A 21,238-nucleotide genomic window follows, 5' to 3' on the forward strand; every position below is an offset into this window, starting at 1 on the left:
AAAAAGCACAGGATGGACAGCGGCACCAGCGACAGCAGCCAGGTAAAGCCCGCGTTCTGTATCCAGGTTGGCGTGCCGGCGGCAATCTTGCCGAAGATCCAGCCGCTGTCTTTGACCAGCGTCATCGGCTCGCCGCCGAAGCTGCCAAAGATGCTCATGGTCATCACCAGCGGAATGACGATCTGCATCGTCGTCACGCCAAAGTTGCCGAGGCCGGCGTTCAGGCCCAGCGCCGTGCCCTGCAGCCGCTTCGGAAAAAAGGTGCTGATGTTGGACATGGAGCTGGCAAAGTTGCCGCCGCCCACGCCCGACCACAGCGCCATCAGCTGGAAGGTCCAGAGCGGCCATTCCGGGTGCTGCAGCACGATGCCGGTGCCGATGGCGGGCGCCAGCAGCATGGCGGTGGTCAGGAAGATTGTGTTGCGCCCGCCGGCCAGCCGGATCAGGAAGGACGCGGGAATGCGCATGGTAGCGCCGGCCAGGCCCGATATGGCGGTCAGCGTGAACAGCTCGGCCTGGCTGAACGGAAAGCCCAGGTTGAGCATCTGCACCGTGATGATGCCCCACATGCCCCAGATGGCAAAGCCGCAGAGCAGGCTGGGCACGGAAATCCAGAGGTTGCGGTAGGCAATGCGCTTGCCGGTGCTTTCCCAGAACTGCTCGTCCTCGGGACGCCAGTCGGCGATGTCGGTACTCGAATTTTTGTTGGTGTTCATGGTGGTTTCCTGCAAAGAGTTGCTTGTCAAGCCTGCGCGCCAGCGGCGTTCTTGCCCATGACTTCCGTGCGCCGCACTTCGGTCCAGTACATCCAGATCAGCGAGACCCAGACGATGCCGTACATGAACATGAAGGCGCTGGAGCGGATGCCGGTCAGGTCCATCAGGCCGCCGAAGATGATGGGCAGCACAAAGCCGCCCAGGCCGCCAGCCAGCCCGACGATGCCGCTGATGGCGCCGATGTTGGCGCCGTAGTCGTCGCTGATGTACTTGAAGACGCTGGCCTTGCCAAAGGCAAAGGCGATGCCCAGAAGAAACATCAGCGCGGTGAAGGCGTAGACGTTCAGTCCCAGGTGAAAGGTCGCAGGCCCATTGACCGTGAGGATGGTGAAGTCGGTCTGCGGATAGGACAGCAAGAACAGGCAGACCCAGCTGACCCACATCACCCACCAGGTCACGCTATGCGCGCCGTACTTGTCCGACAGGATGCCGCCAAAGGCGCGCAGCACGCCGCCCGGCAGCGAAAAGCAGGCCGCCAGCAGCGCCGCCACGCGAATGTCCAGGCCAAACTCGCCCACGTAGTACTGCACCATCCACAGGGACAGCGCCACATAGCCGCCAAACACGATGCTGTAGTACTGGCAGTACTTGAGCACTTTCGGATCTTTCAGTGCCTTGAGCTGGTCGCTGAACGTGACATGCGTGGGTACCAGGTGCGACGGATCGCTGTAGCTGAACATCCAGAACAGCACCAGCGCGGCCAGCATGATGACGGCATAGACCTGCGGCACCATGGCCCAGCCAAAGGCCACCAGCAGCACTGGCGCGACAAACTTGTTGACCGCAGCGCCCGAGTTGCCCGCGCCGTACACACCCATCGCCATGCCCTGGCGGTTTTTGGGAAACCAGCGCGCCACGTAGGGCGTGCCGACCGAGAACGAGCCGCCGGCCAGACCGACAAACATGCCGATCACGAGGAAGTGCCAGTAGGCGGTGGCGTAGCTCATGAGCCAGATCGCGGGAATGGTCGCGGCCATCAGCAGCGCCATCACGATGCGGCCGCCGTAGCGGTCGGTCCAGATGCCCAGCGGCACGCGGATCAGCGAGCCGGTCAGCACCGGCGTGGCCGCCAGCAGGCCAAACTCCGTGGCGTTGAGGTTCAGCATCTTCTTGATCGGGATGCCGATGACGCCAAACATCATCCAGACCATGAAGCAGACGGTGAACGCCAGCGTGCTGACGATCAGGACCGACCACGCTTTTTTTGAATTACCCAGTTCAGAAGCCATGTTTCTTTCTCCAGAAGACATGCACTGACTGTCGGGTTTTCCCGGGGCGTTGAACATCCCCCGTTGGGGCGTAAGCCAATACAAAAAGAACTAGGCCGGCACCGCCCCTCCTAGTTCTGAAGAACTACCCGGTCCTTAAACAAGGGAATGTTTGCGGCAGATCAAGCCCGTTGGCGGCGGGCTGCCGCTGGCAATTTGCAAAGGCGGCGCGGCAGGTAGATGTTCAGAAGGCGTGCCGCCTTGGCCTGCTTGCGCCTGATGCTAACCATGCCCCCGAGTCCGCATAGCGCCTTCCCCCAAAGGCGGGAAGGAGAAAATAGGGGATGGTGAGTCGTTACAGACATTCAAGTACTTAATGCCTGTAGCCCATAAAACACGGGGGCAAGCAGCCATCAAAACAGGAGTCAGTGATGTTTTCTCTGGCACACCCAGGGGGAAGCGCTGTCAGTCTGCGGCCTGCCCGGCGGCGTAAACCGCGGCCTGCACGCGCGAACTCAGTTGCAGCTTGCGCAAAATATGCTGGACGTGGATCTTGACCGTGGTTTCGGCGATGTCGAGCTTGCGCGCAATCACCTTGTTGCTGTCGCCGCAGGCAATGTGCGTCAGCACCTCGCGCTCGCGCACCGACAGCAGCGCCAGGCCCGACGGGTCGGGCGGCGGCGGCGTGCCGTTGGCGGCAGGGAGCGGCGCCTGGGTGCGAAAGGCGGTGAACAGCTTGGTCATCATTTCCGGGCTGACCACCGATTCGCCGGCGAGCACCTTGATGATGGAATCGGACAGGTGGTCAAGTTCCACGGTTTTGAGCAGGTAGCCGTCGGCACCGGCCTGCAGCGCGGCGGTCAGGTCGTTCTCGTTTTCGCTCACGGTCAGCATCAGCACGCGGGTGCCCGGGGCGGCGTCTTTCAGCGAGGCGATGCCGTCCACGCCGCGCACCCCGGGCAGGTGGTTATCCAGCAAAATCAGATCGGGCCGGCCACGCGCCACGCAGCGCAGCGCTTCGCCGATGTCGCCGGCCTCGCAGGCCACGTCAAACCGCTCGTCGAGCGACAGCAGCGCGATCAGCCCTCGTCGAAACAGGGTGTGGTCGTCGACCACCAGCAGCCGGATCTTGTTCATGGTGCGGGTTCCTCCGTTACCGAATGGGCATCCTGGGCGCCAGCGGCCCCGTTTCGCGTGACCGGGTGCAGCGGCAGCGTGAGTGTGAGCGTGGCGCCCTGACCTGGCGCGGACAGCACCGCGACATGGGCGCCTATGCGGGCGGCGCGCTCGCTCATGATCTTCATGCCCACGTGGGATTCGCCGCGGTTTTGGCCGGTGTCAAAGCCTATGCCGTTGTCGCGCACGGAAAAGCGCCAGCGCGCGCCCTTGAGCACTTCAATGCCGACCTGCGTGGCGCCGGCGTGCTTGCGCACATTCGACAGCGCTTCCTGCAGCACGTGCAGCACCTGCACCTGGACGTCGGCGGGCAGCGGCAGGCCGTGGCCCTGCACCTGCAGCGTGGTGGGCAGGCCGGTCTGATGCTGGAACTTCTGCAGCGTTTCCTGCAAGGCCTGCTCGATGTCGTCGGTGTTGGTGCGGGTGCGGAAATGCACCAGCAACTCGCGCACGTCGCCAATGCTTTCGCGCAGCCCGGTGTCCATCTCGTCGAGCGCGGTGGCGACCTGCGCCGGCTGCGCGCGCTGAATGGCGCTTCGCAGCAGCTGCGCCTGGATCTTGAGGAACGCCAGTGACTGCGCGATCGAGTCGTGCAGTTCACGCGCCAGCAAGGCGCGCTCCTCGGACACGGCGGCTTCACGCGCCAGCGCAGCGGCGCGCAGACCCTCGAGAGCGCTGGCCAGGTGGCTGGCCAGCGCGTCCAGCAGTTCGGTTTCGCCCGCGCTCAGCAAGACCGGGTGGCGGAAAAACAGGTTGAACTCGCCGAGCACGCGGTCCTGCAGCCGGATCGGCACGCTGACCACGCTTTCGTAGCCGACGCGGGCGCAATGGCGCACCGGCGCGTCGTCATGGCTGAGGATGGGGATCACGCGGGTGCGGGCGTTGGGCTGCAGGTTGCCGCAGGCGCAGGCGCCCGCCAGCAGGCTGCGTTCTTCTTCCAGCATCTCCTGCGGAAAACAGTCGGAGGCCAGCATCAAATAACGCTGGTTGGCCTCGTCGGACCAGCGCACGGCCGCGGCGTCAGCCTTCATGAGGGTGCGCACGCGCTGGGCAAAGCCGCGCGCCAGCTCGTCGATGCTGCTGGTATGAGCCAAAAAGGCGCTGACCTCGTACAGCGCTTCGAGCCGCGCGCGCTGGGCCTCGATGCGCCGCGTCTTGGCTTCCACCTGGGCTTCCAGTCCGCCGTAGAGCGCATGCAAGGTCGTGGCCATGCGATTGAACCCGGCGGCCACCTGGCCAAACTCGTCCTGCGTGTCGACCTCGATGCGCGCGGCAAAATCGCCGGATTCGATCTTGCGCAGCCCCTGGCGCAGCCGCCCGAGCGGGTTGATCACGTACTGGTAGCCGGTGTAGAGCATCACCACCGCCCCGCCAATGGCCAGCGCCATCATCAGGAACTGGAACAGATTCAAAATGGCCGTCAGCCGCGAAAGATGCTGCTCGATCACCATCACGAGACGGTCGATGGCGTCCACAAACTCGCCCGCTGCCTGCAGCGAGTCCTGCGTAGTGGGCGGCGGCTCGGCCAGCCACTGCGGGCGCTGTTGGGCCCAGAGCGACTCGACGGTGGCAAAGCGCTCGCGCACCGGGGCGTCCCAGGGTACAAACAGCGGCCGGGACGGGTCACCGGCGCGCAGCACCGCCAGGCTCTCGTCGAAGCGGCGCACCAGGCCCTGCAACTCGGCCCGCGCCACGCCGCCCTGCACGGCGCTGGCCAGGCGCCAGGTCTGCATGCGCATGCGCCCGGTCTCGTTGACCGCCGCAGCGCCGCCTTCGAGCTGCCAGGTCACCCACAGCGTCAGCCCGATGGACGCCAGCGCCACCACCAGCAAGCCGGCGCCAATGCGTATGAGTTTTTTGGACAGGGAAGCGGTTTTCCGCATCGCCCTGGCCCCTAGCCCCGCGCGCCAGCTGCTGGCGGGCGTGGCCGACGGGCGGCAGACGGCGCGGCGCAGGCGGTGCACACCATGCCCGCCAGGCGGTGCAGGGCCTGCCAGCTGTCCGCCGGCCAGTCGGGCTGCTTCAAACCCTTGACGATGCCGTCGACCTGGTGGGCGGCCAGCAGCAGCTGGGCCAGCACGGCGTCTTCCAGATGGGGCAGCACGCGCTCGAACAGTTTTTCCTTGGCGCCCCAGACGCGGTTTTCGCGCAGCGCCATCGGCATGGGCCGGCCGGCGTTCAGCGCGTCCTTGACGCGCTTCATGCTGCGGATGTCTTCGGCCAGGGCCCAGTGCACCAGCACCTCGGCCGTGCCTTCGGCCTGCAGGCCGTCAAGCATGCGCGCCACGCGCACCGGCTGGGCGCCGAGCACGGCTTCGGACAGCTTGAACACGTCGTAGCGCGCCACGTTGAGCACGGCGCTTTCAACCTGGTCAAAACTGAGTTCGCCGGCCGGGTGCAGCAGCGCCAGTTTCTGGATTTCCTGGTGAGCGGCCAGCAGGTTGCCCTCGACCCGGTCGGCAAAGAACTGCAGGGTGCGCTGGCCCTCGTCGCCGGCGGCCACGCGCTGGCCCTGTTGCTGCAGGCGCTGCGCGATCCACTGGGGCAGGGTGCGGCGATCAATCGGATCGAACTTGACGGTGACGCCAAAGCTGTCGAGCGCGGCGAACCAGGCGCTCTTGCCAGTCGCGCTGTCCAGCCGGGGCAGGATGACCAGGGTCAGCGTGGTGTCGTCGCCCTGGGCGCGTTCGGCCAGTTGCTGCAAGGCCACCGAGCCGTCCTTGCCCGGCTTGCCGCTGGGGATGCGCACTTCCACTATTTGTTTGTCAGCAAACAGGCTCAGCGAGCCGCCGCTGGCCAGCACTTCGCTCCAGTCAAAATGCGCGCCGGCCACGGTGTATACCGTGCGTTCGGTGTAGCCTTGGGCCCGTGCCGCCGTGCGCAGGGCATCGGCAAACTCCTGCACCAGCAAGGGCTCGTCGCCATGCAGGGTGTAGAGGCTTTTCAGCCCTCGCTTGAGGTGCTCGGACAATTGGGCGGGGGCCAGGTTCATGGGCCCAAGTTTAGCGGCTGGGGTCTGCTGTGGTGCTGGCCATGCCTTCAACCAGGCGAATACGCACTTGCGCTGGCTGTATAAACTGCAAGGGCAACCCAACCAGCCCCGGAAAACAGATTTACCCCCTGAACTGACACCCCCATGAAACCCCACCTCCAACTGATAGGCGGCCCGACCGACATTGGCGCGGGCACGCGCGGCGCCTCCATGGGCCCAGAGGCCTTGCGGGTTGCCGGGCTGCAGGCGGCGCTGGAGCGCCAGGGCATGCGCGTGACAGACCTGGGCAACCTCGGCGGGCCGGCCAACCCCTGGCAGGCGCCCGTCAACGGCTACCGGCATCTGGCCGAAGTGGCAGCATGGAACCGCTCGGTGCACGACGCGGTGTATGCGGCGCTGGGCGAAGGCGCGCTGCCGATTTTGCTGGGCGGCGACCACTGCCTGGCGATAGGCTCCATCAGCGCAGTGGCGCGCCACTGCCGGCGCAACAACAAGGCGCTGCGGGTGCTGTGGCTGGACGCCCACACCGACTTCAACACCGATGCGCTGACGCCCACCGGCAACACCCACGGCATGCCGGTGGCCGTGCTGTGCGGCCACGGGCCGGCGGAGTTGACGGGCCTGGGCGGCACGGTTCCCGCGATGGACCCCGCCAGCATTCGCCAGATTGGTATTCGCAGCGTGGACGAGGGCGAAAAACGCTTTGTGCGGCAGGTTGGGCTGGAGGTGTTTGACATGCGCTACATCGATGAAATGGGGATGAAGCGCACCATGGAAGCGGCGCTGGCCGGCCTTGACGACAACACCCATGTGCATGTGAGCTTTGATGTCGATTTTCTGGACGCGGCCATTGCGCCGGGGGTGGGCACCACGGTCAAGGGCGGGCCAACCTACCGTGAAGCGCAGTTGTGCATGGAAATGATTGCCGACACCGGACGAATGGCGTCGCTGGACGTGATGGAACTGAACCCTGCGCTGGATGTGCGCAACAGCACGGCAGAGGTCGCGGTGGAGTTGATCGAAAGCCTGTTTGGCAAGAGCACGCTGATGCGGCGCTATTGATATTGACCCCCGGCGGCTCAGGGTGTGACGCACCACGGCGCCGTGTCGTGCGCCAGCCCCATCCACAAGGCCCAGCCGGACGTGGCGGCCAGGGCCAGCCCCGCCAGGCGAATACCCCACGCGCCGGAGCCTGGGCCGCGCAGGCGCAGCAGCAACCACGGCCCGATCAGCAGGGACACGCTGCTGCCGATGGCGAACAGCCCCATGCTCATTGCCCCTTCCAGGGCTCCGCCACTGAGTGCCGCGACCAGCAGGGCCGAGTACAGCAGGCCGCACGGCATGAAGGCCCACAGCGCACCAATGGCCAGCGGCGCACCGCGTCCCCAGGCGCCATTGAGCGCCCGCACCCGGCTCCAGATGCCGCGGGCGGTGGCGTCGAGCCAGACCGGCTGGCGCGCCAGCACCAGCAGCATCAGCCCCAGCATCATGGCGGCGACATGAAACATGGTCCAGACCGGACGCAGCGCGGCGGTCTGCGTGGTCAGCCAGCCCAAGCCCTGCATGGAGGCAGCGGCCACCGCTCCCAGCGCCGAATAGCTTGCCAGGCGGCCGGCCTGGAAGGTCCAGATAGCCGAGGTGCTGCGTGTGCCTGCGGCCTTGCCAATGCCGGCGCAAGCCGCACCGCACATGGCAATGCAGTGGGGCCCGCCAGCGAGCCCCATGAGCAGTGCCGTGACGGCCAGCGATGTTTGCATCGGCTGTTTTTAGATGATCTTGGAAAACCTTGCACGCGTGCGGTCAGCCTGAAGATAGCGGTCGAACACCATGGCCACGCCGCGCACGAAAAACCAGCCCATGGCGGTCACCTGAATGCCGGTGTCGCTGACCTCGACCAGGCCCTGTTCTTCCATGCCTGCAAGCGTCTCCAGTTCGGCTGCAAAGTAGCTTTTAAAGTCGATCAGGTAGGCCAGGTCGATCGACTCATACTGGAGTTCCCCCTGGCACATCAGCGCCATGATGACGGAACGGCGCAGCAGGTCGTCGCGCGTCAGCGCCAGGCCCCGCACCACCGGCAGCCGGCCCTGGTCCAGATGGTCATAGTATTCTTCGAGCGTCTTGGCGTTCTGGCTGTAGGTGGCCCCCACCCGGCCAATGGCCGACACGCCCAGGCCGAGCAGGTCGCAGTCGGGCTGGGTGCTGTAGCCCTGAAAATTGCGGTGCAGGCGGCCCTGGCGCTTGGCCACCGCCAGCGCATCGTTGGGCAGGGCGAAATGGTCCATGCCCACATACACATAGCCGGCGTTTTCAAACGCAGCCAGTGAGCGAGACAACATCGACAGCTTGGCGTCGGCGTTAGGCAACTCGGCGGTGATGATACGGCGCTGCGGCTTGAAGCGCTCGGGCAGATGCGCGTAGGCATACAGGGCAATGCGGTCAGGGCGCAATTCATTGACCTGGGCGAGCGTGCGGTCAAATGACTCGGGCGTTTGCTGCGGCAACCCATAAATCAGGTCGACATTGATCGACTCGAACCCCAATTGCCGCGCAGACGCGACCAGGGCAAAGACCTGCTCGGCAGGCTGAATCCGGTGAACCGCCTTTTGCACCACCGGGTCAAAGTCCTGCACGCCAAAGCTCAGCCGGTTAAAGCCCAGTTCGGCCAGCGTGGCCAGCCGCCCGGCGTCAACGGTACGCGGATCGACTTCAATCGAGTATTCGCCGCCGGGCGCGAGCGTGAAACTGCGCCTGAGCATGGCCATCAACTCGCGCAGTTCGCCGTCGCTCAAAAAGGTGGGCGTGCCGCCGCCCAGGTGCAGCTGGCTGACGACCTGGCCAACGCCCAGGTGCGCGGTGTGCAGATCCACCTCCCGGCTCAGGTAGCGCAGGTAGGCTTCGCCGCGCTCATGGTGCTTGGTGATGATTTTATTGCAGGCGCAGTAGTAGCACAGCGACTCGCAAAACGGGATATGCACGTAAAGGGACAACGGAAGGACCATGGCGGCAGCGCCGCTACGGCGTTGTTCGAGCGCCTGGACAAAGTGGTCTGACGTGAACGCCTCGACAAAGCGATCCGCCGTCGGGTAGGAGGTATAGCGTGGTCCGGACACGTCAAAACGGCGAATCAATTCAGGTAATGGGGTAGGCATACAATCGATCGCAGAAGCATTCATAGCGGGTCCTTGGCGCGCCAAACCTTAGACTAAGGATTGGTTTCCCGACTATGCCGTGAAACGCGCCATAAATTTTTGACCTGGATCAATCGCGATCGAGGTCCTGCGCCAAACCACCCATTTTTCCCTGGAGAATGCCATGCTGGATGTCACACCATCACCGTCGGAGACGGGACTTCAGGCGCACGCCGCCAGGGGCACAAAACCATCCTTCATGAATTCGCACGAAATCAAGGTCGCCTGCTCCAACTGCAATCTGCGCGAGTTGTGCATGCCGTTGGGCCTCAGGCCCGAAGAGTTGGACAAGATCGATGAAGTCGTGGCGACCCGCCGCAAGGTCAAGCGCGGCGCCACCCTTTTCAGCAACGGCGATAGCTTCACGTCGCTCTACGCCATTCGCACCGGGTTTTTCAAGACCTGCATCACCACGGCCGATGGCCGCGACCAGGTGACGGGCTTTCAGATGGCGGGCGAAATCATTGGCCTGGACGGCATTGTGAACGACCATCACACCTGCAATGCGGTAGCGCTTGAGGATGCCGAAGTGTGCGTCATGCCGTTTGACCGCATTGAGGAGCTGTCACGCGAGGTCGCGGCGCTCCAGCGCCACGTCCACAAGATCATGAGCCGCGAAATTGTGCGTGAGCATGGCGTGATGCTGCTGCTTGGCAGCATGCGTGCCGAGGAACGCCTGGCGGCCTTCCTGCTCAACCTGGTTCAGCGGCTCCATGCGCGTGGTTTTTCCAAGTCTGAGCTGCTGCTGCGCATGACGCGGGAAGAAATCGGCAGCTACCTGGGCCTCAAGCTCGAAACGGTCAGCCGCACTTTTTCCAAGTTTGCGGAGGAAGGCATCGTGGAGGTCAAGCAGCGGCATGTGCGCATCCTGAACACGGAAGCCCTCAAACTGATCGTGAACAACAATCAGCAGCCCTGCCAGTAAGCGTCAGCGGTTAACCTCGCGGGGGGACATGGCGAGCAGCGCCGTCAGGGCGCTGGAGATCATGGCGAGTATCCAGAACGCGAAAAAAGCCAGCGTGTAAACGCCTTCGCGGGACATCGCCAGAGGGTGGCCAAACCAGTGCAGGTCTTGCGGATCCACCATGGCAAAGACCAGCATCTCCATCAACCCGGCGACCAGAAAGGCCGGCCAGACAATCCACATCAGTCGTTTGGCAAGCATGTTCTTTTCGTCTCCGGTCAGTGGTGGCGACGGGCTGCGGCCCATCAAGGCTTGACTGGCGCAGGGACACCCGTTGCGGCATGGTTTCGGGCCTGCATGGCGGGTGCCATGTTGGGCATGGGACTGTTGACCGGCGCGGCAACACGGGCCTCCCGGGCCTCGGCCTGCACGTCGATGATGGGATTGGGCGACATGATGGCCAGATACAGGGTGATGAACGAGGCCACCACCACCACGGCAGGCCCGCCGACGACCAGCCACATGTGACCGAATTTCCACCAGGGCGGCGATTTCTTTTCTTGCATGGGAGTTCTCCGTTCCTTATCGGGGCACCAGGAAGACTGACTTCTCGGTCAGGCGTCCTGAAGCGTTGACCGCTTCGATTTCAAAATTGATCGCGTGTGACCCTGCGCTCGCGCCATCGGGCGGCAACTGCAGGGTCAAGGGCACCCAGCGGGACTGGGCGGGATCCACCGACACCAGGGGATCGGAAGCAATGACCAGACCCGGCAGCCCTTGCACCGTGATGCGGTAGTCCTGCCTGGTTTCAGTGGCATTCATCACCTGCAGGCGGTAGACGTTCTCGATCTTGCCCCCGCTCACGATCCGGGCCAGCGACGCGCGGTCGCGAACCACATCCACCTTGAACGGGGTGCGCAAGGCCAGATTGACAAACATGGCAATCGTCACCGCGCCCAGGATGGCGGTATAGACCAGCACCCGCGGACGAAATACCCGGCGCAAAAGCTGCGAACGGCTCCACCCGTTCGCCATCGCATTTTCGGTCGAATAACGGATCAGTCCGCGCGGATAACCCATCTTGTCCATCACGGTGTCGCAGACATCAATGCAGGCGGCGCAGCTGATGCACTCGTACTGAAGGCCTTTGCGAATATCAATGCCCGTAGGGCATACCTGGACGCACAGCGTGCAATCCACGCAGGAACCCAGATTCAAAGCTTTGGGATCGGCCTTTTTGGAGCGCGATCCGCGCGGCTCGCCACGCGCCTCGTCGTAGGTCACGATCAGGGTGTCCTTGTCAAACATGGCACTCTGGAAGCGCGCATAAGGACACATATACTTGCAGACCTGTTCGCGCATGAAGCCTGCATTGCCATAGGTGGCAAACGCGTAAAAAAACACCCAGAAGGTTTCCCACGGTCCCATGCCCGCGCTCAGGAAACTCACGCCGAGTTCCTTGATAGGGGTGAAGTAACCGACAAAGGTAAACCCGGTCCACAAGGCCAGCGCAATCCACAGCAACTGTTTGCTGGCTTTTCGCGCAAACTTGTTCAGGGACATGGGGCTGTTGTCCAGGCGCATGCGCGCCGAGCGATCGCCCTCTGTCACTTTCTCAAGCCAGAGAAATATCTCGGTGTACACCGTTTGCGGGCAGGCATAACCGCACCACTGCCGCCCGGCCACCGCCGTGAACAGGAACAGCGCCAGGGCCGAAATCACCAGCACGCCTGTCAGGTAGATGAAGTCCTGCGGATAGAGGACCAGGCCCAGGATGTAGAAGCGCCTGGCCTCCAGGTCAAACAGCACCGCCTGGCGCTGACCCCATTCAAGCCAGGGCAGGCCGTAAAAAACGATCTGGGTGAGGAACACCAGGCCCCAGCGCCACTTCGAAAACAGACCCGAAACGCTGCGCGGATAGATCTTCTTTTGCGCCTGGTACAGGGAAACCATCACCTCGTCGGCGTCGGCCGGCAAGGCCCGGGGTGGCGCCCCGGCCGCAGCAACGACGGGGATGGACGGGCTGTCAGGAGATTCGTTGATGTCCACAGGTGCTGTTCAATGCGGGCACCCCCAACAGGGCGCCCAAAGGGATGAGAATCACTTCATGGCCGTTGCGCCAGCCTTGTTCGACAGGCCCCACACATACGAGGTCAGAACATGAATCTGGGATTCGGTGAGTTTGCCAGCTTGAGCAGGCATCTGATTCACCTTGCCATTGTTGACCATATTCACAATCGCGTTTTCGCCCCATCCGTGCAGCCAGACATCGTCCGTCAGGTTAGGCGCGCCCAATGCCTGGTTGCCCTTGCCGTCAGCACCGTGACACGCTGCACAGGCACCAAACTTGGCCTTGCCAAGCGAAGCCTTGAGCGAGTCATGGGGGCTGTTCGACAGGCTCATGACGTAGTGCGCGACGTTGCGTACATCGTCCGGTGTACCAACGGCTGCAGCCATGGGTGGCATGTTGCCAATGCGGCCCTGGACCAGCGTTTCCTTGATCTTGTCAGGCGCCCCACCGTACAGCGAGTCTGGATCGGTCAGGTTCGGAAAGCCCTTGCTGCCGCGTGCATCCGATCCATGGCACTGCGAGCAGTTGTTCATGAACAAACGCTCGCCAATCGCCATGGCCTGGGAATCCCCGGCCACCTCTTCAGGCTTCATGCCGTTGAAGCGCGCATACAGGGGTTCCACTTCCTTGTTGCCCTTGGCCACCTCAGCGTCGTACTGGCCTGCCTGGGTCCAGCCCAGCTTGCCGGCAAAACTACCCAGACCCGGGTACAAGGCCAGGTAGATCAAGGCAAAAATGGTGGTGATGATAAACAGCCAGACCCACCAACGCGGGAGCGGGTTGTTCATCTCGCGCAGGTCGCCGTCCCATACATGACCCGTGGTGTTGTCGTTGGCGGTCATGGCCTTGGCCTGGCCACTGAACCATAGCAGCAGCATGCAGGCAAAAATGCCGACCAGCGTGATACCAGCAATGTAGACGGACCAGAAATTACTGGTGAAATCGCTCATTTTTTTCTTCCTTATCCGGTTCGTTGGCGCTTGTGCGTCAGTCCTGCTCAAAGGGCAGCCGGGCCGCCTCTTCAAAGCTTGCAGCATTTCGGCGGGACCAGGCCCACACCACGATCCCGAGGAAGGTGATGAGGCTGACGACCGTCACAATGGCTCTGAGTGTGTTGATGTCCATGCTTGAAGCTCCGCCCTGTTATTTGCGGTGAATGCCCAGCACCTGCAGGTAGGCGATCACAGCATCCATCTCGGTTTTACCCTTGACTTCTGCGGGTGCGCTGGCGATCTGCTCGTCGGTGTAAGGCGTTCCCACTGCACGCAGCCCCTTCATATGGGCCTGAATCGTGGCTTCGTTCACCTTTGCTTTCTCGAGCCATGAGTAGGCGGGCATATTGGACTCCGGCACCAGATCACGCGGATTGTTCAGGTGAATGCGATGCCATTCGTCACTGTACTTTCCCCCCACACGGTGCAGGTCCGGACCGGTGCGCTTGCTACCCCACTGAAACGGGTGGTCGTAGACGAACTCACCTGCCACGGAATAAGGGCCATAACGCAAGGTTTCAGCGCGGAACGGGCGAATCATTTGTGAATGGCAGTTGTAGCAGCCCTCACGCTGGTAAACGTCCCGGCCAATGACCTGCAGCGCCGTATAAGGCTGCAGTCCCTTGATGGGTTCAGTGGTGGAGCGCTGAAAGAACAAAGGGACGATTTCCACCATACCGCCAACGGCGAGCACGATGAAAATCAGCACGATCATCAGGAAGTTGTTGGTTTCGATCTTCTCGTGCGAGAGACCACCGCCGGTTTTTTGGTTTGCCATGTTGCTGTTTTCCTCAGGCGTGGGCTGCTGCAGCCGGAATAGTGACGGTCACTGCGCGGCCCGCCATGACTGTTTTGTAGGTGTTCCAGAGCATCACCAGCATGCCGCCCAAATACAGCAGGCCGCCCGCAAGGCGCAATACATAGAAGGGGTAGGTGGCCTTGACGCTTTCGACGAAGGTATAGGTCAGGGTCCCGTCGGGATTGACCGCACGCCACATCAGGCCCTGCATCACGCCGGCAATCCACATGGCCGCGATATAGATCACGATGCCGATGGTGGCGGTCCAGAAATGGACTTCCACGGCCTTCATGCTGTACATCTGCTTTTGGCCAAAGAGGCGGGGAATCAGGTAGTACATGCTGCCGATGGTGATCAGGCCCACCCAGCCCAGCGCGCCGGAATGCACATGCCCAATGGTCCAGTCGGTGTAGTGCGACAGCGCGTTGACGGTCTTGATGGACATCATCGGCCCTTCGAAGGTGCTCATGCCGTAAAACGACAGCGACACAATCAGGAAACGCAGGATGGGGTCGTCACGCAGTTTGTGCCATGCGCCCGACAGCGTCATGATGCCGTTGATCATGCCGCCCCAACTGGGTGCCAGCAAAATCAGGGAAAAAGCCATGCCCACCGACTGCGTCCACTCCGGCAATGCCGTGTAGTGCAGGTGGTGCGGGCCCGCCCACATGTAGGTGAAGATCAGCGCCCAGAAGTGGACGATGGACAAGCGGTAGGAGTACACCGGACGCTCGGCCTGCTTGGGAATGAAGTAGTACATCATGCCCAGGAAACCAGCGGTCAACAGAAAGCCGACGGCGTTGTGCCCGTACCACCACTGCACCATGGCGTCCTGCACACCGGCATAAGCCGAATAAGACTTCATGGGGCCGACCGGAATGGAGGCGTTATTCACGATATGCAGCATTGCAATGGCAATGATGAAAGCGCCGTAGAACCAGTTGGCCACGTAAATGTGTTTCACCTTGCGGGTGCCCACCGTGCCAAAGAACAAAATGGCGTACGCCACCCATACCAGCGTGATCAGGATATCGATGGGCCACTCAAGCTCTGCGTATTCCTTGGCCTGGGAGAAGCCCATTGGAAGAGAAACTGCAGCGGCCACAATGACAGCCATCCAGCCCCAGAAAACGAAGGCTGCCAATTTATCCGAGAACAAACGCACCTGGCAGGTACGCTGCACCACGTACAGGGAGGTTCCGATCAATGCGGAGCCCCCAAACGCAAAAATCACCGCGTTGGTGTGCAGATTTCGCAGTCGGCCGTAACTGAGCCAGGAAATATCGGCAAGCAGGTCTGGCCAGGCCAGCTGCGCGGCAACGATCACGCCGACCAGCATGCCGACCACCCCCCAAACGACAGTCATGATGGCGAACTGCCTGACAACGGTGTCGTTGTAAGCCGTGGCCTGTGTATTGGCAAATTTCATTTCTACCTCTTCTTAATAACTTCTTGAGCGTATCGCGGCGTAACCGAATGTACGTTGACCTGGATCAATCATTGCGAAGAATACGTTCTGCCTCAGCGTCAATGTCTTCGAATTGTCCATGGTAGATGGCCCACCACAAGCCGCCCAAAATAAATAACACCAAAATGACAGACAAAGGGATCAGCAGATAAAGAATATCCATCACACGGTCTCCAAAGCTTGGACAGCGCCCGACAGGCGCATGGCGTTGAGCACCACCAGCAGCGAGCTTAAGGCCATGCCCAGCCCGGCCAGCCATGCGGGCAACCAGCCCACGACGGCCAAGGGCACGCACACCGCGTTGTAGCCTGCGGCCCACCACAAGTTCTGGTGCACCACGGTGAGTGTTCGACGGGCCCGTAAAAACGTCTGCGCCACCGTGCCGAGCCGGTCACCCAGCACGACGAAATCAGATTGCGCCTGAGCCAGCGGCACCGCCTGGCCGAAGGCAAACGACACGTGCGCACCGGCCAGCACCGGGCCATCATTCAGGCCATCACCGACCATCGCGACCTTGCGGCCCTGGGCCTGCAGTCCCTGCAGCAGCGCAAGCTTGTCTTGTGGCGTACAGCCGCCGCGGGCTTGGCTGATGCCAATTTGCCGCGCCACGCGCGCCACCGCATCGGGCCGGTCACCCGACAGCAGGTGAACCTGCACACCATGGGCCAGCAGCGCCGCCACGGCCGCCCGGGCATCAGGGCGCAGATCCTCGCGCAACTCAAAGGTGGCCACCCAGCCCTGCGCATCGCTCAGGCAGGCATGCAATTGGTCTGTTTCGGGCAGCGCCACGCCGCAAAAACGGGCCGAGCCGAGACGCGCCGGCACGGCAACGCCCGGCTTGGCGGGGTTGACCAGGCGCCCCGACAGGCCCTGCCCGGCAGATTCTTCCACGGTTTGGGCCAGCCAGGCGCCAGACCGCAGCCTGTCGGCCTGCCCGGCAGCCGCCGCCAGCGCGCGGGAAACAGGATGCAGTGAATGCTGCGCCAGCGCGGCGGCCATGGCCAGGGCGTCCTCCCGGGAAATGCCGTCCCGGGTACGCACCTCGCCCAGCGCAAACGCATCGCGGGTCAGCGTCCCGGTTTTGTCGAACACGACCGTATCCACCGTGGCCAGGGTTTCCAGCGCTTGCAGGCGACGCACCAGCACACCGCGACGCGCCAGGGCACCCGCGCTGGCCAGCATGGCCGCGGGCGTAGCCAGCGACAGCGCGCAGGGACAAGTCACGATCAGCACGGCCACCGCCACCATGAGCGCATGGCCGGGGTCATGCGACCACCAGTAAGCGCCGGCACCACCGGCAGCCAGCAGTACAAAAATCAGGAATGGCCTGGCGATACGGTCGGCCAGTTGCGCCAGTTGCGGCTTGCTGGTGGAGGCGCTCTCCATCAGCGCCACAATCTGCGCAAAGCGGGTGTCGCTGCCGGTGCGCTCCACGCGCACCAGCACGGCGGCGGTCAGGTTGTGGCTGCCCGCAATCACGGCATCGCCCGCACTGCGGGTCAGCGGGCGGGATTCTCCGGTCAGCAGGGCCTCGTCGGCCAGCGTGCGGCCCTCCAGGATGGTCCCGTCGGCCGGAAAGGCCTCGCCCGGCAGTACTCGGATCACGTCGCCTGCGGCCAGACGCCGCACCGCCACGCGCTCGAACCCGCCATTGGCGCGGCGCCGCTCCACGCTGTCAGGCAGGCGGTTCATCAGCGCCTCCAGCGCGCCCGCGGTGCGGTCGCGCAGGCGCAGTTCCAGCCAGCGCCCGGTCAGCAAGAAGAACACGAACATGGTGAAAGAGTCGAAATACACTTCGGCGCCAAAAATTCCCTGGGGCTCAAACGTGCCAATGGCACTCACCACAAAGGTAATGCCCATGCCCAGCGCAACCGGCAGGTCCATGCTGATGCGGCGCTGGCGCAGGTCCCGCAGGGCATTGCCAAAAAAAGGCGCGCACGAAAACAGCAGCACCGGCACCGACAACACCCAGGACGCCCAGCGCAGCAGTTGCGCCATGTCGGGCGCCATGTCACCCGGTTTGGCGACGTAGGCGGGCCATGCGTACATCATGACCTGCATCATGCAAAAGCCGGCCACGCTGAGCCGCCACAGCGCCTGGCGCGTCTCGGCGCGGCGCCGGTCGCTGGCAAAGGCGTCGTTGGCCGGCACGGCACGGTAACCCGCGTGCCGGGCAGCCTGCATCCAGTCCGACGGCTTGACGGCCTCATCTGACCAGACAATGCGGCCCCGGTGGCTGGCTGCGCTGACATCGACCGACACCACACCGGGCACCTGACGCAGGGCATCCTCGATGGAGAGCGCGCAGGCGGCGCAGTGCATGCCCTCAAACACCACGCTGGACTCCCAGCAGGTGGGCTGCTGCGGCAGCGGCCGGCTAAAAGCCGACCATTCGAGCGGATCGTCCAGCAGTGAAAGCGGCACGGTGTCGGCAGCCTCCGAAGCGGCTGCGCGCTCCGGCAAGCCCGGAACCGGCAAAGACAGGGGCAAAGGTGACAGACTGACCGTGGGCATACTCGTAAAGCTTAGCGACTTTGTCGCCGGTTGTCCTGATTTGATTGACCCGCAGCGGCAACGCGCCGCGCACGGTACTGGGTGGATCGCGCCTAAAGCGCCGTCACGGCCGCCAGGCGACGCATCACCTGCTGCACGATGTCGCTTTGCATGTCCCGGTAGAGCAGGTTTTCTTCAGCTTCCTTGGCCAGCACCGCCGACTCATTGAAACTGATGTCGCGCTGCTGCGTGATTTCGGTGGCCGGTATCAGCTCTTTGCCCGCCAGCGTGCGCAGCCTGAAGCGAAAGCGCATGCGCAACTGAAATTCGCGCACCTGGCCTGCGGCATTGAGACTGAGCACCACCTTTTCGCGCTGGTCGAGCAGCACGTCGAGAACGACTTGCGCCTCGTTGATCTGGCGACCATCGGTGATCACCTTGACCTTGCGGGTGGACTCCAGCGACCGCCTCAACTCGACGCCCAATGGCGAGGTCTCGGCCAGGCCGCTGTAGAGCGTTGTGAACGCAAAGTTGGGGGCCTTGCGCAGCGCAAAACCGCAGCCACCCAAACCCAGGGCGCTCAGGGCGGCCGTGGAGGCCATCAGGGACAATAAAGAGCGACGCTGCATAGTGGCCTTGTCTTGGGGTTTTCCGGGCGGGGACTCAGACAACGATGTTGACCAGGCGGCCCGGCACCACGATGACTTTTCTGGCGGGCGCACCCAGCTTCAGGAAAACCTCGGACGCCAGCGCAGCAGCCTCAATGGCGGCCTTGTCAGCACCCGCCGCCACCGTGACCGACCCGCGCAGCTTGCCATTGACCTGCAGCACCAGCTCGATCTCGTCCTGCTGCAAGGCGCCGCTGTCCACCTCGGGCCAGGGTGCGTCCAGCAGGTCGCCCTGCCGGGCGGCATAACCAAGCTCGGACCACAAGCCATGCGCCAGATGCGGCGCTGCGGGGTAGAGGCACCGGAGCAGGATGCCAAAGCCCTCGCCCAGCGCGCCAAGGGCATTGCCCGATACCTGCCCCTTGAAGTCTTCAAGCGCATTGAGCAGCTTCATCGCACCGGAAACCACCGTGTTGTACTGCATGCGCTGGTAGTCGTAGTCGATCTGCTTGAGCACCGTATGGACGTCGAGCCGGAGCGCCCTGGTTTCTTTATCAAAAGTAGCGTCAGCCAATAAGTCGCGGGCACAGGAAGCGCCTGAATTCATGGCATTGAGCTTGGCGCCGAAGTTCCAGACGCGGCGCAAAAAGCGGTAAGAGCCTTCCACACCGGCGTCGTTCCACTCCAGCGTGGCTTCGGGCGGCGCGGTGAACATGGTGTAGAGGCGCGCCGTGTCCGCGCCGTATTTTTCAATGATGTCCTGCGGATCGACACCGTTGTTTTTGGACTTGCTCATGGTGCCCACGCCTTCGTAGTCGATGGGTGTTCCCACAGGCAACTCATTCACAGCGTTTTTCAGCCTGGCGCCCACCACCTTGCCCGTGTCGTCCAGCACATGCTCGACATCGTGCGGCCAGAAATATTCCTTGGCGCCCTTGTCGGTACGGCGTGAATAAATGTGGTTGAGCACCATGCCCTGCGTGAGCAGCTTGGTGAAGGGCTCGTCAATCTTCACCAGACCCAGGTCGCGCATCACCTTGGTCCAGAACCGTGCGTAGAGCAGGTGCAGGATGGCGTGCTCGATGCCTCCAATGTACTGGTCCATCGGCATCCAGTAGTCGGCGCCTTCGGCCACCATGGCCTGGTCGTTTTTCGGGTCGCAGTAGCGCATGAAGTACCACGAACTGTCCACGAAGGTGTCCATGGTGTCGGTTTCACGGCGCGCCGGCTGGCCACAGACCGGGCAGGTCACGCCCGCGTGAAAGCCTTCATGCTTGTTCAGGGGGTTGCCCGAGCCATCGGGCACGCAATCGAGCGGCAACACCACGGGCAGGTCTTTTTCGGGCACTGGCACCGCGCCATGTTCTGCGCAATGAATGATGGGAATCGGCGTGCCCCAGTAGCGCTGGCGACTCACGCCCCAGTCGCGCAGGCGCCAGGTGGTTTTCTTCTCGCCCAGGCCCTTGGCCGCCAGGTCGGCCGCCACCGCATCGACGCAGGCCTTGAACGCCAGGCCGTCGTATTGGCCGGAGTGGATCGCCACGCCCTGCTGCTTGTCGCCGTACCAGTCGGCCCAGGCGTCCAGGCTGTAGGCCTGACCCTTGACATCGGTGACCTGCTTGATCGGTAGCCCGTATTTATGGGCAAATTCAAAATCGCGCTCGTCATGCGCTGGCACGCCCATGACGGCGCCGTCGCCGTAGCTCATCAGCACATAGTTGCCGACCCAGACCTCGACCTGCTCGCCGGTCAGCGGATGCGTGACCAGCAGGCCGGTGCGCTGGCCCTTTTTCTCCTGCGTGGCCAGCTCGGCTTCGGTGGTGCCGCCGGCCTTGCATTCTTCAATGAAGGCGGCCAGCGCCGGGTTGGCGGCAGCGGCGTGCGCCGCCAGCGGATGCTCGGGCGCCACGGCGCAAAAGGTCACGCCCATGATGGTGTCGGCCCGCGTCGTGAAGACATACATGCGGCCATCGCCAATCAGCAGGCCGGAGGCATCCCGGATGTCGTGCGTGAATGCAAAGCGCACGCCTTCGCTCTTGCCAATCCAGTTTTCCTGCATCAGCTTGACGCGCTCGGGCCAGCCCGGCAAACCGGTCTTGACTTGGCCCAGCAGCTCTTCGGCGTAGTCGGTGATCTTCAGGTAGTAGCCCGGGATCTCGCGCTTTTCGACCACCGCGCCGGTGCGCCAGCCCTTGCCGTCGATCACCTGCTCGTTGGCCAGCACGGTCAGGTCCACCGGATCCCAGTTCACGACCTGGGTCTTGCGGTAGGCAATGCCTTTGTCCAGCATTTTCAAAAACAGCCACTGGTTCCACTTGTAGTAGTCGGGCGAGCAAGTCGTGATTTCACGGCTCCAGTCAATCGCCAGCCCCATCGCCTGCATCTGCTTTTTCATGTAGGCGATATTGTCAAAGGTCCACTGCGCCGGCGGCACGCCGTTTTTGAGTGCCGCATTTTCAGCCGGCAGGCCAAACGCGTCCCAGCCCATGGGCATCAGCACGTTGTAGCCCTTCATGCGCAGGTAGCGCGTGAGCATGTCGTTGATGGTGTAGTTGCGCACATG

General features: G+C 63.1%; 20 protein-coding genes. 2 read left to right on the forward strand and 18 right to left on the reverse strand.

Features of this window, described 5'->3' with window-relative positions:
* The 5 genes from IV091_RS09225 to holA all read right to left on the reverse strand — a co-directional run.
* Positions 1–716, reverse strand: a 716-nt coding sequence (locus IV091_RS09225; RefSeq protein ID WP_293467922.1) for an MFS transporter, incomplete at its 3' end; no start/stop codon positions are given.
* A 26-nt stretch (positions 717–742) separates the two neighbouring features.
* Positions 743–2,005 carry a nitrate/nitrite transporter gene (locus IV091_RS09230; RefSeq protein ID WP_293467925.1) on the reverse strand — a complete coding sequence of 421 codons (1,263 nt, stop codon included), beginning with the start codon at positions 2,003–2,005 and terminating at the stop codon, positions 743–745.
* Between the two features lie 444 nt (positions 2,006–2,449).
* Positions 2,450–3,121 carry a response regulator gene (locus IV091_RS09235; RefSeq protein WP_293467927.1) on the reverse strand — a complete coding sequence of 224 codons (672 nt, stop codon included), beginning with the start codon at positions 3,119–3,121 and terminating at the stop codon, positions 2,450–2,452.
* Positions 3,118–5,043, reverse strand: coding sequence for a type IV pili methyl-accepting chemotaxis transducer N-terminal domain-containing protein (locus tag IV091_RS09240; protein WP_293467929.1), 1,926 nt, complete (start codon positions 5,041–5,043; stop codon positions 3,118–3,120). Before IV091_RS09240 ends, IV091_RS09235 begins: the two co-directional genes overlap by 4 nt.
* 11 nt (positions 5,044–5,054) lie before the next feature.
* Positions 5,055–6,152 carry a DNA polymerase III subunit delta gene (gene holA, locus IV091_RS09245; protein WP_293467932.1) on the reverse strand — a complete coding sequence of 366 codons (1,098 nt, stop codon included), beginning with the start codon at positions 6,150–6,152 and terminating at the stop codon, positions 5,055–5,057.
* 144 nt (positions 6,153–6,296) lie between these two features.
* Between holA and rocF the strand changes: the two genes are divergently transcribed.
* Positions 6,297–7,214, forward strand: a complete 918-nt coding sequence (rocF, locus tag IV091_RS09250; RefSeq protein WP_293467935.1) for an arginase — start codon at positions 6,297–6,299, stop codon at positions 7,212–7,214.
* A 17-nt stretch (positions 7,215–7,231) separates the two neighbouring features.
* On the opposite strand, the gene IV091_RS09255 is transcribed toward rocF, so the two are convergent.
* Positions 7,232–7,909, reverse strand: a complete 678-nt coding sequence (locus tag IV091_RS09255) for a sulfite exporter TauE/SafE family protein (RefSeq protein WP_293467937.1) — start codon at positions 7,907–7,909, stop codon at positions 7,232–7,234.
* A gap of 9 nt (positions 7,910–7,918) precedes the next feature.
* Complete coding sequence (gene hemN / locus IV091_RS09260; RefSeq protein ID WP_293467939.1) at positions 7,919–9,301, reverse strand: oxygen-independent coproporphyrinogen III oxidase; 1,383 nt, start codon at positions 9,299–9,301, stop codon at positions 7,919–7,921.
* Positions 9,302–9,539: 238 nt separating this feature from the next.
* On the opposite strand from hemN, the gene fnr reads away from it, so the two are divergent.
* Positions 9,540–10,265 carry a fumarate/nitrate reduction transcriptional regulator Fnr gene (gene fnr, locus IV091_RS09265; protein WP_293467941.1) on the forward strand — a complete coding sequence of 242 codons (726 nt, stop codon included), beginning with the start codon at positions 9,540–9,542 and terminating at the stop codon, positions 10,263–10,265.
* Between the two features lie 3 nt (positions 10,266–10,268).
* Here fnr and IV091_RS09270 read toward each other — a convergent pair whose 3' ends face one another.
* The 11 genes from IV091_RS09270 to leuS all read right to left on the reverse strand — a co-directional run.
* Positions 10,269–10,505 carry a hypothetical protein gene (locus tag IV091_RS09270; RefSeq protein WP_293467944.1) on the reverse strand — a complete coding sequence of 79 codons (237 nt, stop codon included), beginning with the start codon at positions 10,503–10,505 and terminating at the stop codon, positions 10,269–10,271.
* A gap of 44 nt (positions 10,506–10,549) precedes the next feature.
* Complete coding sequence (locus IV091_RS09275) at positions 10,550–10,810, reverse strand: nitrogen fixation protein FixH (RefSeq protein ID WP_293467947.1); 261 nt, start codon at positions 10,808–10,810, stop codon at positions 10,550–10,552.
* 16 nt (positions 10,811–10,826) lie between these two features.
* Complete coding sequence (gene ccoG, locus IV091_RS09280; protein WP_293467971.1) at positions 10,827–12,197, reverse strand: cytochrome c oxidase accessory protein CcoG; 1,371 nt, start codon at positions 12,195–12,197, stop codon at positions 10,827–10,829.
* A 147-nt stretch (positions 12,198–12,344) separates the two neighbouring features.
* A complete protein-coding gene (gene ccoP / locus IV091_RS09285; RefSeq protein WP_293467949.1) occupies positions 12,345–13,265 on the reverse strand; it encodes a cytochrome-c oxidase, cbb3-type subunit III in 921 nt (306 codons plus the stop codon).
* Between the two features lie 37 nt (positions 13,266–13,302).
* Positions 13,303–13,440, reverse strand: a complete 138-nt coding sequence (locus IV091_RS09290) for a cbb3-type cytochrome c oxidase subunit 3 (RefSeq protein WP_293467950.1) — start codon at positions 13,438–13,440, stop codon at positions 13,303–13,305.
* A gap of 18 nt (positions 13,441–13,458) precedes the next feature.
* Positions 13,459–14,085 carry a cytochrome-c oxidase, cbb3-type subunit II gene (gene ccoO, locus IV091_RS09295; protein ID WP_293467953.1) on the reverse strand — a complete coding sequence of 209 codons (627 nt, stop codon included), beginning with the start codon at positions 14,083–14,085 and terminating at the stop codon, positions 13,459–13,461.
* A gap of 13 nt (positions 14,086–14,098) precedes the next feature.
* Positions 14,099–15,535, reverse strand: a complete 1,437-nt coding sequence (gene ccoN, locus IV091_RS09300) for a cytochrome-c oxidase, cbb3-type subunit I (protein WP_293467956.1) — start codon at positions 15,533–15,535, stop codon at positions 14,099–14,101.
* Positions 15,536–15,599: 64 nt separating this feature from the next.
* Positions 15,600–15,737, reverse strand: a complete 138-nt coding sequence (gene ccoS, locus IV091_RS09305; RefSeq protein ID WP_293467959.1) for a cbb3-type cytochrome oxidase assembly protein CcoS — start codon at positions 15,735–15,737, stop codon at positions 15,600–15,602.
* Complete coding sequence (locus IV091_RS09310; RefSeq protein ID WP_293467962.1) at positions 15,737–18,088, reverse strand: cation-translocating P-type ATPase; 2,352 nt, start codon at positions 18,086–18,088, stop codon at positions 15,737–15,739. The genes ccoS and IV091_RS09310 overlap by 1 nt, the downstream gene beginning before the upstream one ends.
* A gap of 92 nt (positions 18,089–18,180) precedes the next feature.
* Positions 18,181–18,696: an LPS assembly lipoprotein LptE gene (gene lptE / locus IV091_RS09315; protein ID WP_293467965.1), complete on the reverse strand. Its 516-nt coding sequence runs from the start codon at positions 18,694–18,696 to the stop codon at positions 18,181–18,183.
* Between the two features lie 34 nt (positions 18,697–18,730).
* Positions 18,731–21,238 (reverse strand): leucine--tRNA ligase (gene leuS / locus IV091_RS09320; RefSeq protein ID WP_293467968.1); only part of this gene is annotated, 2,508 nt, incomplete at its 5' end.

The organism is Polaromonas sp. (assembly GCF_018780625.1).
In the GTDB taxonomy this organism is placed as follows: domain Bacteria; phylum Pseudomonadota; class Gammaproteobacteria; order Burkholderiales; family Burkholderiaceae_C; genus Polaromonas.